The 17,964-nt window shown below is 67.0% G+C and carries 14 protein-coding genes; 11 read left to right on the top strand and 3 right to left on the bottom strand.

Annotated features, from left to right (window positions below; all coding sequences use genetic code 11):
• Nucleotide 1 precedes the first annotated feature (1 nt).
• From argS to N2K99_RS11305, 9 genes are all read left to right on the top strand, one after another.
• Entirely contained in the window at nucleotides 2–1,651 is a 1,650-nt protein-coding gene (gene argS, locus N2K99_RS11345; protein ID WP_227933176.1) for an arginine--tRNA ligase, read from the top strand.
• Between the two features lie 3 nt (nucleotides 1,652–1,654).
• Entirely contained in the window at nucleotides 1,655–3,079 is a 1,425-nt protein-coding gene (lysA, locus tag N2K99_RS11340; protein ID WP_227933177.1) for a diaminopimelate decarboxylase, read from the top strand.
• Between the two features lie 24 nt (nucleotides 3,080–3,103).
• On the top strand, nucleotides 3,104–4,399 hold the full coding sequence (locus tag N2K99_RS11335; RefSeq protein WP_227933178.1) for a homoserine dehydrogenase: 1,296 nt from the start codon (nucleotides 3,104–3,106) through the stop codon (nucleotides 4,397–4,399).
• 3 nt (nucleotides 4,400–4,402) lie between these two features.
• Nucleotides 4,403–5,530, top strand: coding sequence for a threonine synthase (thrC, locus tag N2K99_RS11330; protein WP_227918280.1), 1,128 nt, complete (start codon nucleotides 4,403–4,405; stop codon nucleotides 5,528–5,530).
• A gap of 9 nt (nucleotides 5,531–5,539) precedes the next feature.
• Nucleotides 5,540–6,532, top strand: a complete 993-nt coding sequence (gene thrB / locus N2K99_RS11325) for a homoserine kinase (RefSeq protein WP_227933179.1) — start codon at nucleotides 5,540–5,542, stop codon at nucleotides 6,530–6,532.
• A gap of 395 nt (nucleotides 6,533–6,927) precedes the next feature.
• Nucleotides 6,928–9,153 (top strand): transcription termination factor Rho, encoded by a 2,226-nt coding sequence (gene rho, locus N2K99_RS11320; RefSeq protein WP_227918278.1) that lies wholly within the window; start codon nucleotides 6,928–6,930, stop codon nucleotides 9,151–9,153.
• Nucleotides 9,154–9,296: 143 nt separating this feature from the next.
• Nucleotides 9,297–10,376 (top strand): peptide chain release factor 1, encoded by a 1,080-nt coding sequence (gene prfA / locus N2K99_RS11315; RefSeq protein ID WP_227918277.1) that lies wholly within the window; start codon nucleotides 9,297–9,299, stop codon nucleotides 10,374–10,376.
• Nucleotides 10,363–11,283, top strand: a complete 921-nt coding sequence (gene prmC, locus N2K99_RS11310; protein ID WP_227933180.1) for a peptide chain release factor N(5)-glutamine methyltransferase — start codon at nucleotides 10,363–10,365, stop codon at nucleotides 11,281–11,283. Before prfA ends, prmC begins: the two co-directional genes overlap by 14 nt.
• Nucleotides 11,280–11,996, top strand: a complete 717-nt coding sequence (locus N2K99_RS11305; protein ID WP_227933181.1) for an L-threonylcarbamoyladenylate synthase — start codon at nucleotides 11,280–11,282, stop codon at nucleotides 11,994–11,996. The genes prmC and N2K99_RS11305 overlap by 4 nt, the downstream gene beginning before the upstream one ends.
• Here the strand turns inward: N2K99_RS11305 and N2K99_RS11300 are convergent.
• From N2K99_RS11300 to N2K99_RS11290, 3 genes are read right to left on the bottom strand one after another with little or no spacing between them, the layout of a single operon-like run.
• A complete protein-coding gene (locus N2K99_RS11300; RefSeq protein ID WP_227933182.1) occupies nucleotides 11,993–12,967 on the bottom strand; it encodes an NAD(P)-dependent oxidoreductase in 975 nt (324 codons plus the stop codon). The two genes, N2K99_RS11305 and N2K99_RS11300, sit on opposite strands and share 4 nt — an antisense overlap.
• Complete coding sequence (locus N2K99_RS11295) at nucleotides 12,964–13,950, bottom strand: glycosyltransferase (protein WP_227933183.1); 987 nt, start codon at nucleotides 13,948–13,950, stop codon at nucleotides 12,964–12,966. The genes N2K99_RS11300 and N2K99_RS11295 overlap by 4 nt, the downstream gene beginning before the upstream one ends.
• A gap of 1 nt (nucleotide 13,951) precedes the next feature.
• Complete coding sequence (locus tag N2K99_RS11290; protein WP_227933184.1) at nucleotides 13,952–14,851, bottom strand: glycosyltransferase; 900 nt, start codon at nucleotides 14,849–14,851, stop codon at nucleotides 13,952–13,954.
• A gap of 157 nt (nucleotides 14,852–15,008) precedes the next feature.
• Here N2K99_RS11290 and N2K99_RS11285 point away from each other — a divergent pair, with 157 nt between their 5' ends.
• Entirely contained in the window at nucleotides 15,009–16,940 is a 1,932-nt protein-coding gene (locus N2K99_RS11285) for a nucleoside-diphosphate sugar epimerase/dehydratase (protein ID WP_227918271.1), read from the top strand.
• The gene (locus N2K99_RS11280) at nucleotides 16,940–17,935 is read left to right on the top strand and encodes a glycosyltransferase family 4 protein (protein ID WP_227933185.1); all 996 of its coding nucleotides are present in this window, start codon (nucleotides 16,940–16,942) and stop codon (nucleotides 17,933–17,935) included. The genes N2K99_RS11285 and N2K99_RS11280 overlap by 1 nt, the downstream gene beginning before the upstream one ends.
• Nucleotides 17,936–17,964: the final 29 nt, after the last annotated feature.

Raw genomic sequence — 17,964 nt, 5'->3', positions numbered from 1 at the left:
GGTGACTCCTGAAGAACTTTCCTCCGCCGTAACTGCCTGCCTCCAAGACGCCATCGATGCCGGTGAGTTCAGCATCGAGCTGCCCGGTGAGGTGCGGGTCGAGCGCCCGAAGAACCGGGACCACGGTGACTGGGCCACCAACATCGCCCTGCAGCTGTCCAAGCAGGCCGGCATGAATCCCCGCCAGTTCGCCGAGATCCTCAAGGGCCGGCTGGAAAAGATCGCCGGAGTGGCCAAGGTCGACATTGCCGGCCCGGGCTTCCTGAACATCACCCTCGACGCCGGTGCAGCCGGTGAACTGGCCAAGGCCATCGTCGAGGCCGGACCCGCCTACGGCACCTCGGAAATCCTCAAGGGCACCCGGATCAACCTGGAGTTCGTCTCCGCCAACCCCACGGGACCCATCCACCTGGGCGGCACCCGCTGGGCCGCCGTCGGCGATGCCCTGGCCCGGGTCTTCCAGTCCCAGGGCGCGGAGGTCACCCGCGAGTACTACTTCAATGACCACGGCGCGCAGATTGACCGCTTCGCCCGCTCCCTGCTCGCCTCGGCCAAGGGCGAACCTGCGCCGGAAGACGGTTACGCCGGCGAGTACATCGTGGATATTGCCAACCGCGTGCTGGCCGCAGAGCCGAACATCACCGAGCTGCCCGACGCCGAGGCGCAGGAACGTTTCCGCGCCGTCGGTGTGGACTTCATGTTCGGTGACATCAAGGAATCCCTGCACAACTTCGGCGTGGACTTCGATGTGTTCTTCCACGAGGATTCGCTGCACGAAAACGGCCAGGTCGCCAAGCTGCTGGAGCAGCTCAAGGGCTCCGAGAACCTGTACGAGAAGGACGGCGCCTGGTGGCTGAACTCCACCGCGTTCGGCGACGACAAGGACCGCGTGGTTATCAAGTCGGACGGCAACGCCGCCTACATTGCCGGTGACATTGCCTACATCCACAACAAGCGCGAGCGCGGCTTCGACCTGAACGTCTACATGCTGGGTGCCGACCACCACGGCTACGTAGCGCGCCTGAAGGCCGCCGCCGCAGCCCTGGGCCACGACCCGGAGTGCGTCGAGGTACTCATCGGCCAGATGGTGAACCTGGTCAAGGACGGCAAGCCCGTGCGCATGTCCAAGCGCGCCGGCACCGTGGTCACCCTTGAGGACCTGGTCGACGCCGTGGGCGTGGACGCCGCCCGCTACACGCTGGCCCGCTTCTCCGCCGATTCCAACATCGACGTTGACCTGGACCTGCTGACCAAGCGCAGCAACGAGAACCCCGTGTTCTACGTCCAGTACGCCCACGCCCGCACCCACGCCCTGGCCCGCAACGCCGAGGCCGCCGGCGTCGAAGATTCCGCGTTTGATGCCTCGCTGCTGAGCCACCCCACCGAGAGCGCGCTGCTGGCCGCACTGGGGCAGTACCCCGGCGTCGTCGCGCAGGCCAGCGCCTTCCGCGAACCGCACCGCGTGGCCCGCCACCTCGAGGTCATCGCCGGCACCTACCACCGCTGGTACGACGCCTGCCGCATTGCACCCCAGGGCGACGAGGAAATCACCGACACCAACCGCACCCGCCTGTGGCTGAACCTTGCCGCACGCCAGGTCCTGGCCAACGGCCTGGGCCTCTTGGGAGTCTCCGCACCCGAACGGATGTAATTCATGACTGCTTCACCCCTGGCTCCCGCATGGCTGAGCCATCCGGAAGACACCAACGCCCTGCGCCCGCAGATGTGGGCGCAGGACGTCAGGCGCGGCGACGGCGGCGAGCTGGAGATCTCCGGCATCCCCGTCTCCCGGATCGCCGAGGAATTCGGCACCCCCGTGTTCGTGATGTCGGAAGCGGATTTCCGGGCCCGTGCCCGGGACTTCAAGGACTCCTTCGACGCTGCGTTCGCGGGGCTGTGCGGGGGAGTGGATGTCTACTACGCCGGCAAATCCTTCCTCTGCACCGAGGTGGCCCGCTGGGTCTCCTCCGAGGGGCTGCGCCTGGACACCTGCTCCGGCGGTGAGCTGGCAGTAGCCCGGCGTGCAGGGCTCCACGGCAGCCAGCTCGGACTGCACGGCAACAATAAGTCTCTGGCCGAGCTGGCCCGTGCCCTGGACATGGAGCTGGGCCGGATTGTGGTGGACAGCCTGGGCGAGCTGAAAATGCTGGGGGACCTGGCCGCCTCCCGCGGTGAACGCGCCAACGTCATGCTGCGGCTGACCCCGGGTGTACATGCCTCCACACACGAGTTCATTGCCACCGCCCATGAGGACCAGAAGTTCGGCCTGTCCATGGTGGCCGACCCGGAGCTGGACGGAATGTCCCCGGCCATGGCCGCCGTGGAAACCGCACTCAAGCACGACGGCGTGAACCTGGTGGGCGTGCACTGCCACATCGGATCGCAGATCTTCGAATCCGCCGGTTTCGAACTCGCCGCCCGCCGGCTGCTCGGTTTCCTGGCCGAGGTGAAGCAGGGCTACGGCGTTGAGCTGGCCGAACTGGACCTGGGCGGCGGCTACGGTATCGCCTACACGGAGGCAGACGCCCCGCGTCCGCCGGCCGAGATCGCCAACGCGATGGCCGCCGTCGTCGGCAGTACCTGCACCGAGCTGGGACTGGCGGTTCCGCGGATCTCCATTGAGCCCGGCCGTGCCATCGTAGGCCCGAGCACCTTCACGCTTTACCGGGCAGGCACCACCAAGACGGTCCGGGTGGACACGCCCGACGGCGGCACCTCGCCGCGGCGGTACGTTTCCGTGGACGGCGGGATGAGCGACAACGCCCGGCCCGTGCTCTACGGGGCGGACTACTCCGCCGTGCTGGCGTCGCGTACCTCCGAAGATGACGCGGTTATTTCGCGCGTAGTTGGCAAACACTGCGAAAGCGGCGACATAGTGGTGAGGGACGCCTACCTGCCCGCCGATGTCACGGCGTCGGATCTGCTGGCTGTTCCGGGTACCGGCGCCTACTGCTGGGTCCTGTCCAGCAATTACAACTATGTGGCCCGCCCGCCCGTTGTTGCGGTGCGGGACGGCGCTGCGCGGCTGATAGTCCGCGGCGAAACCGAAGACGACCTGCTGGCCCGGGACGTTTCCTAATTCTTAGAGGAGTTGGCACAACATATGAAGACCCTGAAAGTAGCCCTGCTGGGGTGCGGAAACGTGGGTTCGCAGGTTGCCCGGATCCTTATTGACGACGCCGCGGACCTCGCGTCACGCCTCGGCGCGCGGCTGGAGCTCTCCGGCATCGCGGTGCGCAATGTTGATGCTCCCCGCGACGTGGACCTGCCTACGGAACTGTTCACCACCGATGCCGAGACCCTGGTCCGCAACGCGGACATCGTGATTGAGCTGATGGGCGGCATCGAGCCGGCCCGCACCCTGATCCTGCACGCACTGGACTCCGGTGCCGCGGTCGTGACCGGCAACAAGGCCCTGCTCGCCGCAGACGGCGCCGCCCTCTACGAGAAGGCCGACGCCGCCGGTGTCCAGCTCTCCTATGAGGCCGCCGTAGCCGGGGCCATCCCGATCCTGCGCCCCATCCGGGACAGCCTCTCCGGGGACCGGATCACCAAGGTCATGGGCATCGTCAACGGCACCACCAACTACATCCTCGATGCCATGGATTCCACCGGAGCCCAGTTCGCAGATGCCCTGGGCGAGGCCCAGCGGCTTGGCTACGCCGAGGCGGATCCCACCGCGGATGTCGAGGGGCACGACGCCGCCGCGAAGGGTGCCATCCTCGCGTCCCTGGCGTTCCACACCGGGTTCGACCTCTCCGCCGTTTCCTGCGAGGGCATCAGCTCGGTTACTGCGGAGGACATCAGCGCCGCCAAGGAAGCCGGATTCGTCATCAAGCTGCTCGCCATCGCCGAGAAGTTTACGGACACGGACGGCACCGAAGGCGTCAGCGTACGCGTGCATCCCACCCTGCTGCCCCGCCTGCATCCGCTGGCCGCAGTGCACGGCGCGTTCAACGCCGTGTTCGTCGAAGCGGAAAACGCCGGTGAACTGATGTTCTACGGCCAGGGTGCCGGCGGTGCGCCCACCGCGTCCGCCGTCATGGGCGACGTCGTCACCGCCGCCCGCAGGCTCGTCCTGGGCGGTCCCGTTCCCGCCGGCCGTCCGAGCGGTTCGCTGCCGGCCCTGCCGCTGGAAAAGGTCACCACCAGCTACTCGATCGGCCTGGAAGTGGCCGATCAGCCCGGCGTCCTGGCCGCCGTCGCCCGGGTGTTCTCCGAGCACGGCGTCTCCATCGAAACCATGCGCCAGACCATCCACGGTGAAGGGGCCAGCGCTGAACTGCGTTTCGTCACGCACCGTGCTTCCGAGGCCGCCCTTGCGGCCACCGTCGAGGCCATCAAGGGCCTGGACGTCATCAAGAACGTCAAATCCGTCCTGCGGGTAGAAGGAGTCTGAGCCGTGGCTCACCAATGGCGCGGCGTTATCCGCGAATACGCCGACCGTCTTCCGGTCACCGAGAGCACCGAGGTCATTACCCTCGGTGAGGGCGGTACGCCGCTGGTCCGTGCGAAGGCGCTGTCCGCGCTGACCGGCTCGGAGGTGTACCTCAAGGTCGAAGGCATGAACCCGACCGGCTCCTTCAAGGACCGCGGAATGACCATGGCCATGACCGCTGCCGTGGAATCCGGTGCCAAGGCTGTGGTGTGCGCGTCCACCGGCAACACCAGCGCCTCGGCGGCTGCCTACGCCACGCAGGCGGGCATCACCTGCGCCGTGCTGGTGCCGGACGGCAAGATCTCCATGGGCAAGCTCAGCCAGGCCATTGCACACGGCGCCCAGCTGCTCCAGGTCCGCGGAAATTTCGACAACTGCCTGGAGGTGGCCCGCAAGCTTGCCGAGGCCTACCCGGTGTTCCTGGTGAACTCCGTGAATCCGGCACGCATCGAGGGCCAGAAGACGGCCTCCTTCGAAGTGGTGGACTACCTCGGAGATGCCCCCGACTACCACCTGCTGCCCGTCGGCAACGCCGGAAACATCACCGCCTACTGGAAGGGCTACTCCGAATACGCGAAGCCCTGGACCAACGTGGCCGGCGAGGAACTGGCTCCGGTGGCCACTAAGACCCCGCACATGTGGGGCTTCCAGGCCGAAGGCGCCTCGCCCCTGGTGAAGGGGCACCCGATCACCGATCCGGACACCATTGCCACCGCCATCCGGATCGGCAACCCGGCCTCCTGGGATCAGGCCATTGCCGCCCGCGACGAATCCGGCGGCCTGATCGAAGCCGTCACGGACACCGAAATCCTCGACGCGCACCGCTGGCTGTCCTCCCGCGAGGGCGTCTTCGTGGAACCGGCCTCCGCCGCCGGCGTGGCCGGGCTGCTCAAGAAGCACGCTGCCGGGGAAGTCCCGGCCGGCAAGACCATCGTCATTACGGTCACCGGCCACGGCTTGAAGGATCCGCAGTGGGCACTGCGCACCGCCGACGGTTCCGACGTCGAGCCCACCAAGGTGGACTTCGATGTTGTGAGCGTGGCGGCAGCGCTGGGTCTGGAAGCGGCGCAGCCCGCCGGATCCGGCAAGTAGGGCTGAAGCATGCAGGTGGATCTGCCCGGCGGGCAGCGCTCCGGTTCCCGCTCCGGTTCCCGCATCCTGGCGCCGGGGCAGGACGTGACCGTGTCCGTGCCCGCAACGAGCGCCAACCTCGGCCCGGGGTTCGACTCCCTTGGGCTGGCGCTCACGTTGTATGACACGGTCCGGGTGCGCACCTCCGAGGATGAAGGCATTTTCGTCGAGGTCGCGGGTGAAGGCGCCGGAAACGTTCCCTTGGATTCCTCCCACCTGGTGGTCCGCACCCTGCTGTCCACTCTGGCCGCCTCCGGGTACAGCGCCCAGGGCCTGCACCTGAGCGCAGAGAACGCTATTCCGCACGGCCGCGGTCTGGGCTCTTCGGCGTCGGCTATTGTGTCCGGCGTACTGGCTGCGAATTCCCTGCTGCCGGTCGAAGCCCGGCTCGATGCCGCAGGTGTGCTGCACAGTTGCTCGGCGCTGGAGGGCCACCCGGACAATGTGGCTCCCGCACTCGTCGGCGACCTCGCCATTTCCTGGGAGGACGACGGCGTCTTCCGCTCCGTGCGGGCCTCAGTCCATCCCGATGTGGTTCCCGTCGTCGCCATACCGGCCGTGGAACTTTCCACCGAGAGTGCCCGCGGCCTGCTGCCGGCCACCGTGGCCCACCGGACGGCAGCGGCCAATGCCGGCCGTGCGGCGCTGTTGATCCACGCCTTGACGGTGGATCCGTCGCTGCTGCTCGAGGGAACGCAGGACGCGCTTCACCAGGACTTCCGGGCACCTGCGATGCTCCCGAGTGCCCGGCTGCTGCAGTCACTGCGCTCTGCGGGATTCGCCGCCGTGATTTCCGGTGCCGGTCCCACGGTGATGTGCCTAGCCCACGGCGAGGAGGCCGCCCTGGAAGCGGAGCAGGCCATGACCAAACATTTGCAGGCAGCGGAATTCGGCGAAAATTGGCGTGTTCTGCGGCTTGGCGTCGAGCGAGATGGTGCTAGAGTGGAAGGGCACCAGCGGTAATTTTTCCGTCCTGTGCTCCCGCAGGTAGCCGTCCATTTCGGGCCGCCCCGGGCTTTAGTTGAAAACACTTTGCCGCCGTCAGGTGTGATTGCACTCGTCCCGCGGTGATTTCCGTTGATTCAAATGCCCACCCGCGGAGGCGCAGTCTACGGTGCAGCCTTCAAAGGAACCGCCAAGAAGCGGCGTGTCCCGCTTGAATGCCGCGTGTTCGGCAGCGAAGCTGACCAGACTCTGCGTGGATTCTTCTTTACATAAGGCACCCAGCAGATTCGCCTTTCTCCGGCCATCGGGCCGGTAGTCAAGCGAACCCTGACCCAATGTCTGATTTTGGGACCAGGGCCAATCACCGCGGCCGGCATTGCGCCGGACCGCCCGACGAGGGGGAAGGATCCTTCGTGACAGATACCACTAGCCTGACTGCAGGCGTGGATTCAGCATCCGCCGGTTCAACCGGCGAGAACGCATCAAAGAGCGCAGGCCTTGCAGGCCTTAAGCTCGCGCAGCTCCAGGCGCTTGCCGGCCAGCTCGGCATCACCGGGGGCTCCCGCATGCGTAAGGGAGATCTGGTTACGGCCATCTCCAACCACCAGCGCGGCGGCGCAGTAGCCGACCGACCGGTCCGCGGTTCCCGCGGCGAGGCCGGCGACGACGCAGCCAAGGGTGCTTCGGCGCCCGAGAAGGCGGCAGCAGCACCCGCGGAGCAGTCCGCAGAGGCCGAGACCACCCGCCCGACGCGTACCCGTAACCGCAACCGGCGTGCAGCCAGTGACGGCGTCGTCACTTCCGCCCCCGCGGAAACTGCGGCGGCCGAGGCACCGGCACCCGCCGCCTCGCCGGAAGCAGACGCGGCTCCGGCCCGGAACCGCGAGGCACGCGAAGACAACGGACGTGAAGAGGGCCAGCGCGAGCGCGGCAACCGCCGCAGCCGCAACCGCCGCAGCGACTCCAACGAGTCCAACGGCACGGTCAACAACGCTTCCGCCGAGGCGCCTGCAGAGGACGCCTCCAGCAACGGCGCTGCCAGCAACGGTGCTGCCTCCAACAACGGCGCTGCCAACGGTGCCGAGGCCCGGACCCAGGGCGACGACGAGCGCGGCGAACGCCGTGAACGCCGTGACCGCAACCGTTCGGACCGCGACAACGGCGGCAACCGCGACAACGGCGGCAACCGCGAGAACAACCGCGACCGCGACAACAACCGCGACAACGGCGGCAACCGCGAGAACAACCGGGACCGCGACAACAACCGCGACAACGGCGGCAACCGCGAGAACAACCGCGACCGCGACAACAACCGCGACGACAACGACGAGAACGGGCGCGGGCGTAACCGCCGCAACCGGAACCGCAACGAGCGCAATGACCGCAACGACCGCGGTGACCGGAACGATCGTTTCCGCGACCGCAACGAGCGCCGCCGCAACCGCAACCAGAACCCCGAGGTCGACGACGTCGAGGTCACTGAAGACGACGTCCTGCTGCCCGTGGCCGGCATCCTCGACGTCCTGGAGAACTACGCCTTCGTACGGACCTCCGGTTACCTGCCGGGCCCGAACGATGTCTACGTTTCCCTCGCCCAGGTGAAGAAGTACAACCTGCGCAAGGGCGACGCCGTCGTCGGCGCCATCCGCGCCCCGCGTGAAGGCGAAAACCAGGGCGGAAACCAGCGCCAGAAGTTCAACGCGCTGGTACGCCTCACCTCCGTCAACGGCAAGCCCGCCGAGGACAACAAGGACCGCGTGGAGTTCTCCAAGCTGGTTCCGCTGTACCCCTCCGAGCGCCTGCGCCTGGAGACGTCCGCCAAGGTGATCGGCCCGCGTGTCATTGACCTCGTGGCACCGATCGGCAAGGGCCAGCGCGGCCTCATCGTTTCCCCGCCGAAGGCCGGAAAGACGCTGATCCTGCAGGCAATTGCCAACGCGATCACGATCAACAACCCTGAGGTCCACCTCATGATGGTCCTCGTGGACGAGCGTCCCGAGGAAGTCACGGACATGCAGCGCACGGTCAAGGGCGAGGTCATTGCCTCCACCTTCGACCGCCCCGCCGATGACCACACCACTGTTGCCGAACTCGCCATCGAGCGCGCCAAGCGCCTGGTGGAAATGGGTAACGACGTCGTGGTGCTGCTTGACTCCATGACCCGCCTGGGACGCGCCTACAACCTGGCCGCTCCGGCGTCGGGCCGTATCCTCTCCGGCGGTGTGGATTCGTCCGCACTGTACCCGCCCAAGCGTTTCTTCGGTGCTGCCCGCAACATCGAAAACGGCGGCTCGCTGACCATCCTGGCTACGGCCCTGGTGGAGACCGGATCCAAGATGGACGAGGTCATCTTCGAGGAATTCAAGGGCACCGGCAACATGGAGCTGCGCCTGTCCCGCAACCTTGCGGACAAGCGCATCTTCCCGGCCGTGGATGTCAACGCGTCGGGTACCCGCCGCGAAGAGAACCTGCTCTCCCCGGATGAAGTCAAGATCATGTGGAAGCTGCGCCGGGTCCTGTCCGGACTGGACACCCAGCAGGCGCTGGAACTGCTCACCGGCAAGATCCGGGAGACGCAGTCCAACGTCGAGTTCCTGATGCAGGTCCAGCAGACCACCCTGGGCACCAAGGACAACTAGCTGCCTTACGAGCCGCTCATGCCCCCTCCCGCTAACGCGGGCAGGGGGCCTGGGCGGCTCGTTCGTTAACGCCCGGGGACCGACGGGCGCGCGAACCGATAAACTTCCATGTGGGAAACCCAGCTGAAAGAGGAATCTAGAACATGTTTGAGTCCATACAGGGCCTGTTGGATGAGCACGCTGAACTTCAGTTGCGCCTGTCCGACCCGGCAGTGCACGCGGACCAGGGCCTGGCCCGCCGGCTGGGACGGCGCTACGCCGAGCTCAGCCGGATTGTGGACGCCTACAACCGTTGGCACGGACTCGAGGATGACCTTGCCGCCGCCGTCGAAATGGCGGATGAGGACCCGGAATTCGCCGCCGAGGTACCCGTGCTCAAAGAGCAGCTCGCAGACGCGCAGGAGAAGCTGCGCCGCCTGCTGATTCCCCGCGACCCCAATGATGGCCGCGACGTCATCATCGAGGTCAAGGGCGGCGAAGGCGGCGACGAAGCTGCCCTGTTCGCCGGCGACCTGCTGCGCATGTACACCCGTTACGCAGAGCACCGCGGCTGGCGTACGGAAATCATCTCGGCCACCGAGTCGGACCTGGGCGGCTACAAGGACGTTTCCATGGCCATCAAGGGCAACTCCAACGATCCGGCCGAAGGCGTTTATGCACGCCTGAAGTATGAAGGCGGCGTGCACCGCGTGCAGCGCGTCCCCGTCACGGAGTCCCAGGGCCGGATCCACACTTCGGCTGCCGGCGTCCTGGTGCTGCCCGAAGTGGACGAGCCGGAAGAGGTCGCGATCAGCCAGAATGACCTGAAGATCGACGTCTACCGTTCCTCCGGTCCCGGCGGACAGTCGGTGAACACCACCGACTCGGCCGTGCGCATCACCCACCTGCCCACGGGCATTGTTGTGGCCATGCAGAACGAAAAGTCGCAGCTGCAGAACCGCGAAGCGGCCATGCGCGTGCTGCGCTCACGCATCCTCGCGCACGAGCAGGAGAAGATCGACGCCGCGAACTCGGACATCCGGAAGTCGCAGATCCGCACCATGGACCGTTCGGAGCGGATCCGGACCTACAACTACCCGGAAAACCGGATTGTGGACCACCGCACCGGCTACAAGGCCTACAACCTGGACACCGTACTGAACGGCGAGCTTGAAGCAGTGGTGCAGGCCGCCATTGAAATGGACGAGCAGGCACGGCTGGACGCCATCGGTGACGAAAGCTAATAGCCTTACCGATTCCGCGACCGGTGGCGGCGGCACCCTGGCCGAGGCGCTGCGCCGTGCGACGGCGGAACTCGCCGCGGCCGGGGTGCCGTCACCGCGGGTGGACGCCGAGCTGCTGGCGGCGCACCTGCTGGGAGAAAGCCCCGGCCGGATCCGGGCGCTGGCCTTCACCGATGTGCCGGCACCTCAGGGATACGCCGCACTGGTGTCCGAACGCGCCGCGCGGGTGCCGCTGCAGCACCTGACCGGAAAGGCCCATTTCCGGTACCTGGAACTGGCCGTCGGCCCCGGAGTATTTGTGCCTCGGCCGGAAACCGAAACGGTGGCGCAGCTGGCGATCGATGCTGCGCGGCGGGCCGGGTCGGCCAAGGTCGTGGACCTCGGCACCGGCTCCGGCGCCATTGCGGCTGCGGTGGCCTCGGAAGTTCCCGCAGCCGAGGTGCATGCCGTGGAACTGAGCCCCCTCGCCTTCGCGTGGGCGGAACGGAACCTGGCTCCGCTGGGCGTCCACCTGGTCCTGGAAGACCTCCGGACCGCCCTGCCCGGCCACGAATCCAGCTTCGACGTGGTGGTGTCCAACCCCCCGTACATCCCTGCCGAAGCAGTTCCGAACGAGCCGGAGGCCGCCGAGCATGATCCGGCCATGGCGTTGTACGGCGGGGGAGCGGACGGTCTGGAACTGCCGATGGCCGCGGCGCGGACCGCGGCACGGCTGCTTGCCGGAGGCGGCTACTTCGTGATGGAACATGCCGAGGTGCAGGCGCCGGCCATCGCCCGGCTGCTGGCCGACGATCCGGCCTGGACCGATGTCCAGTCCCACCGGGACCTCAATGACCGCCCGCGGGCGACGTCGGCTGTCCGGCGCTCCGTATCGATGGCATCCCCTAGTGAAAGAATGAAGACGTGAGCACCAGTTATGACTGCAGTAATCCCGATGAACTCAGTGAGGGGCTGGCGGCAGCCCAGCGCGCCATAGCCGCCAAGTCCTGCGTGGTGCTTCCCACCGACACCGTGTACGGAATCGGTGCCGACGCTTTCTCCCCGCAGGGAGTGGCTACGCTGCTGGCAGCCAAGGGACGCGGCCGGAGCATGCCCCCGCCCGTGCTGATCCCGCGCCTCCAGACCATGGACGGCCTGGCGATGGACATTTCCGACGACGCCCGCAGCCTGGCGCGTACGTTCTGGCCGGGCGGGTTGACACTGATCTTCCACGCCCAGCCGTCCCTGAGCTGGGACCTGGGCGACACCATGGGAACCGTCGCCCTGCGGATGCCCGACGACAGCGTTGCGCTGGACCTGCTGGCTGTGACCGGGCCGCTGGCCGTGTCCTCGGCCAACCGTACGGGATCACCGGCCGGACAGACCGCGGCGCAGGCCCGCGAACAGCTGGGCGAATCCGTGGAGGTCTATCTGGAGGCCGGACACCGTCCGGTGGCCGGCAGCGACGGAGTGCCGTCCACCATTGTGGACGCCACCAGCGAACCGATGCGGGTGGTGCGCAGCGGTGCGATCAGCATTGCCGCCCTGCGCGAAGTGGTTCCGGGGATCCTGGATCTGGGCGAAGAACCCGCAGCCGCCGGTACTGCGCCCTCCCTGGCCAAAGACCAGAAGCCGGTTTAGTTCCGGGAAGCTTCCAGGACCTCGCGGACGCGGGGTTCCGGGACGTTGCCCGTGGCCTCGGCCCAGCCGGGCTCCTGACGCTGCCCGAACCACATCATCTCCACGCGTCGCAGTGCTCCGTGCAGCCGCTCCCCGGCCAATGAGGAGAGCGCATAGCCGGACCGCAGTGCCATGCGGCAGAACCAGACCGGCAGATGTGCCGGACGCCGGCCGCCTGCGGCTTCAAGGACGGAGGACACCGACGCCTGTTCCCAGGGCTGCAGCACCACTGCAGGAACCGGGCCGATGTGGGTGCCTACCCGCAGGACGAAGTCGACCAGTGAATCTACTGAACTTACGGGGCTGGGTGCGGTTCCGCGACCGGCTACGGATGCCAGCGGCGAGGCCGCGAGCCGGCTTAGCTTAGCCGTCGTCGCCCGGCCCGGCCCCTGGACCGATGTGGCACGGACCGTGGCAACGCTGCAGGACCCGCCGTTCCGGGCGGAAAGGACCTGTTCGCCGAGCGCCTTGGAACGGGAGTAGGCCGAAAACGGCTCCACATGCGGGCTTTCGTCCAGGAACGGACGGTGCCCCTGCACGGCCGCGCTGCTTAGGTGGACGAACCGGCGGACACCGGCGGCATCCGCGGCATCGGCAACCAACGCAGGCAGCAGCGAGTTCGCACCCCGGAGTTCGGGGGAGTCCGTTGCTCCCGGCGTCGCCAGTCCAGCGGCATTCACTACGACGTCGGCACCCGCGAAGGCATCGGCCAGGCGGCTCCGCTCCGTGTCCAGTGCTGCGGCATCCGCAAGTAAACCGGCTACGTCCGCAGCGTCGGTACGCAGCCGGGGAGCGGAAACGGACCGGACCTCGACCCCGCGCGCAGCCAGGGCGGCGCGGACGGCTGAACCAATGAATCCGGTGCCGCCCAGGACCGTCCACACCGAGGGGGTGGCGGCGGAAGGGACGGGGCCTGGAGAAGGAGTGCTCAAACCTGCTGCTTTCGTGTCGATGGCTGCTCCGGCGCGGACAACGGGGGCATCGGGGACCAGGACCGGTCCCGGAGGATGCGCCGGGCACCGCGCCAGCCGGCCCAGAGGCGCCCGGCACCGCGCAGTGAATGCTCCACGGCAACCAGCCTGAGCAGTTCCTTGCCTGCGGTCAGGAAGGTCCCGAGTCCGAATCCGAACCGGTGATACCGGCCGTGGACCTGCAGGTACCGGGCTGTATGGCCGCGGTTGCGCATGGCAGTGAAGCGGCCGAGGTCGCTGGAATCGTTGAGGTGGCGGATGCCGAGGTCGATCTGTCTCTGCACCCGGACCTTGCGGATGACGAAATCGTTGACATAGGCCACCGGCCGGTCCAGGGAGGCGAGCCAGCCGTAAATTACATCGTCGCCGTTGATGAAGTAGCGGGCATCCGGGAGGCCTATCCGGCGCACCTGGCCGGCACTGATCAGCATTCCCTCAAAGCAGCCCACGTTGGTGTCGAAAACGGGGGAATCGCGGAAAACGTTGCCCGGCACCGGCAGGTGCACGCCCAGGAACGGGACGAAGCGGTGCTGCCAGAAGAACGGTTCCCCGCCGGCATCGAACCGCCGGCCGTGGATGCAGTCGTAACTGCCGGTCCACTTGCGCAGCGCAGCCACGGCATCCGGGAGGACCTCGACGTCGTCGTCCATCAGCCACAGCCACTGTGCGCCGGAGTCCAGGGCAGCCTCGACCCCGGCTGCGAACCCGCCGGCCCCGCCGGTGTTGGTCTCCAGCCGCAGGACGGACAGCGGGGCGGGGAAGCCGGCGCGCGCTGATTCCAGAACCTCGGGCGTGTCATCGGTGCTGGCATTGTCCACCACGACAACCGACGCAGGCGCGGGGTTGAGCCGCTTGACGCTCTCCAGCAGGCCGGCGAGGTAGCCGGAGCGGTTGAACGTCGTGATGACGATCGTCAGCGGGACCGGTTCCTGGACGACGTCCACGTTAGAACCCGAAGTCCGACGGCGGTCCGAAGCGGCGCCCGCCCATGCCTGCCGCGTAGGCGCGCAGCCAGTTGGCGAAGCCGCGGGGATCCCGGGTTCGAGCGAAGTGGATGGGGTATCCCACGGCGTCGGCCACGAAGGACTTCACCCTCGTGTAGCGCCGGGTGAGGTGGCCCCGGTTGCGGTAGAAGTAGAACTGCTTGAACGGCGTCTCGGGGACCAGGACATGCATCCGGTCGCCCAGGACGGGCTGCACTTCGGCCCAGGCTGCCGGATGCGTCAGGGCCACCGTGGTGACCGTGCCGAATTCGATGCCCGCCCGGCGCAGCCGGATCATGAAGTCCGTCTCGTCGCCGCGGATAAACAGGCGGAGGTCCGGCAGTCCCACCCGGTAGAAGACATCCGCGCGGATCAGGGCGCCGTTGAAGAAGTGCCCCACATTGGGCAGGAAGCCGCGGGCAGCTACTTCGGCCCGGTCATGGGTGAGCTTCCCGTCGAGGCGGAAGTGGAAGGACAGCGTGTCCGGCGCCCCCGGGGCAACCACGAGCGGCAGGACGACGTCGAGGCCGCGTTCCTTCGCTGCAGCCAACAGGGTGGCGACGCATTCGGGATCTTCGGGATGGGCGTCGTCGTCCATGATCCAGATCCACTCGGCGCCGGAGGCCATGGCCGAAAGGATGGCGAGCGAAAAACCGCCGGCTCCGCCCAGATTGGTGCTTGACCGGATGTAATTAACCGGTGCCGACGACGCTTCGGCGATCTCCGAAACCGGGCTCTTGCCGGAGTCCACGAGCGCCACGGACGTGATGTTGCCGCTCTGCGCGGCCAGTGCCTCCAGTAGGATCTTCACATCGTCCGGACGGTCGAAGGTCACTGCTGCTACGGCCACTGAGTCCGGCAAGATGGTCCTTTCAGGCAACCCGGGGGATCGGCCAAGACCGAAACCGGAGAGGGTGTGCAGTTAGTATGCTGAATAGATTCCAGTCTATTACACCGGATTCTTCCGCCAGCTCTTCGCATCACCGAGAAGAAAGCCGGGTACCTACCCGTTGAGGACCATGAGGCAAAAACCTACGGACAACAGTCACCTTCCCAGGGAGGAAAAGCCCGTCCTGTGGCTCTGGTCGCAGTACATGCTGGACTCCCTGGCCTGGATCGTGTCCATCGGCCTCGCGCTGGTGCTCCGCTATGAACTCACTGTCGAGCAGATCAACCCGGGCGGACTGGCCGTCTTCTGCGGCGTAGCCGTCCTGACCCAGCTGATAGTCGGCTATTCGTTTGCCCTCTACCGCGGCCGCTACAGCTTCGGCAGTTTCCATGAGATGCGCCTGCTGGCGGTGGTGACGCTCATTGTCTCCGCCATCCTGGTCCTCGCAAGCGCCTTGTTCGGACTCGTGATCGATATCCCGCGCAGCACCGGAATGATCGCCTTCCCCTTCGCCTGCCTGTTTATGGCGGCAATCAGGTACGTCAAGCGGATGTACGTGGAGAGCAAGGCACGGCCGGGGGAAGAGGCCCAGCGTGCCCTTGTGTACGGCGCGGGATTCCTTGGCGGTTCCCTGGTGTCACGGATGATGAAGGACCCGGAGTCGCCGTACTACCCGGTTGGCCTGGTCGACGACGACCCGTCCAAGAAGCACCTGAGGCTGGCCACTGTTCCGGTGCTCGGCAAACTCGTAGACCTTCCCGAACTGGTGCAGCGGACCCGTGCCACGGTGCTGGTGGTGGCCATTGCCGATGTGGAAGCGAAGCAGGTCCGTGAGATTTCCGATCTCGCCGAAGGCCTGGACCTGCGCGTCCTGGTGCTTCCGCCGCTCAAGGACATGCTCTCGAAGGGCGACGGCGCCGGACTGGGCGACTTCCGCGACGTGGCGGTCGAAGACCTCATCGGGCGCCGGCCGGTCGACATCCATGTGGACGAAGTTGCCGGCTACCTGTCCGGGAAGAAGGTCCTCGTCACGGGTGCCGGCGGTTCCATCGGCTCCGAACTCTGCCGCCAGATCACCGCCTTCAATCCCGGCGAACTGATCATGGTGGACCGGGACGAGACCGGCCTGCAGCTGACCCAGCTCTCCATCACCGGCCGCGGCCTGCTGGACGGCCCGGACACGGTCCTGGCGGACATCCGCGACCCCGAAGCACTGGACCGTATCTTCCGCGAACGCCGCCCCGACGTCGTTTTCCACGCCGCCGCCCTGAAGCATGTCTCCCTGCTGGAGCAGTACCCGCAGGAAGCCTGGAAGACCAATATCATCGGCACCGCGAACGTGCTGGCCGCGGCCCGCAAGGCCAACGTGCGCCACTTCGTGAATATCTCCACCGATAAGGCAGCGAACCCCACCACGGTCCTCGGCCATTCCAAGCGCGTAGCCGAAAAGCTCACGGCCTGGATGGCCCGCGCCACCGGCGAGCGGTACGTGTCCGTGCGGTTCGGCAATGTAATCGGCAGCCGGGGCTCCATGCTGCCGCTCTTCAGCGAACAGATCCGGCAGGGCGGACCGGTCACCGTGACCGACCCGGAGGTGACCCGGTTCTTCATGACGATCCCCGAGGCCTGCCAGCTGGTGATCCAGGCCGGCGCGATCGGCCGCGGGGGAGAGGTGATGATCCTGGACATGGGCGAGCCCGTGAAGATCCTCGACGTCGCCCGCCGCATGATCGCGATGTCCGGCAAGGACATCGAAATTGTCTTCACCGGACTGCGCCAGGGCGAAAAGCTGCACGAGATCCTCGTCGGCACCGGGGAAGAGGACTCCCGTCCCCTGCATCCGAAGATCTCCCACGCCGCGGTTGCCGTGCTGGATCCCGATGAGCTGGACCTGACCGACTGGCTGCGGCGCTGCGGGATAGAACCCGGCAGCGTGCCGACGGACGGCGCCGCAACCGATGCCGGCGAGATTGTGCGCATTCCGGGTGCCCGCCATCCCGGCGCCCCCGGTGACGCGGCAAATGAGCCCGGGGAACCCTACAGCGAACGGCGGACCGGCTAATGCTGCTGGTGCTGTGCGCCGCTGCTGCTTTTCTGGCGAGCCTGCTGCTGCCCTTCCTTTTTATCCCCCTGCTGCGCCGGCTGGGTGTCCTCGATGTCCCCAATGAGCGGTCCTCGCACACCAAGGCAGTCATCCGCGGGGTGGGTGCAACCACTGCCGCCGGTGTCCTGGCCGGCCTCATGCTGGCGCTGCTGACGGGGCTGGTGGCCGTTGACCGTTCGGTGCTCGCCATTCTGATTGCCGTGATCGGCGCGGCATCGCTGCTGGGCTGGATCGAGGACTGGCGCGGCGTCTCCGTCCGGACCCGGGCGGCTACCCAGCTCGCCATCGGCCTGCTTGGAACGGCCGGACTGGCCTGGACCATGGAGCAAAGCTGGTGGTGGGTTCCCGTGGGCGGCCTTGCAATAGCGGCCTACATCAACGTCGCCAACTTCATGGACGGCATCAACGGAATCTCCGGGCTGCATGGACTGGTGGTGGGTACCCTGTACTCCATCAGCGGCGTGCTGTCGGACCACGTCTGGCTGACCGTTACGGGAGCAGTGGTGGCCGCGGCTTTTGCCGCCTTCCTGCCCTGGAACCTCGGCAGGGGACAGGTTTTCCTGGGCGACGTCGGCAGCTACCTGCTGGGGTCATCCATCGCCGGTATTGCCGTCGCCGCGTTCCTGGCCGGTGTCTACGTGGAATACCTGCTGTTCCCGATCGTTATCTATCTGGCGGACACCTTCACCACGCTCCTGCGCCGCATGCGTCGCGGGGAGCGGTGGTACTCGGCGCACCGCCAGCACGTCTACCAGCGGCTGACCGATGCCGGGCTGAGCCACGTTCAGGTGTCCCTGGTTGTCACCGGCTGCACCGTGGCCGTCGGAGTTACCGGGCTGCTCACTGCCGGTGCCGGTGCAGGTGCGACGGTAGCCGGGGTCCTCTTCGCCGTCGCGGTGCTGGCCTTCTACCTCGCGTCGCCGCGCCTGTTCGCCCGGCGGACAGTGGCCTGACCAGAGGCAGCGCACGCCCTGCCGGGGGC

The sequence above is a fragment of the Arthrobacter sp. zg-Y1110 genome, assembly GCF_025244865.1.
GTDB lineage: Bacteria > Actinomycetota > Actinomycetes > Actinomycetales > Micrococcaceae > Arthrobacter_B.
The sequence above is the reverse complement of the archived record's forward strand: the minus strand, read 5'-3'. Positions and strand labels throughout refer to the sequence as shown.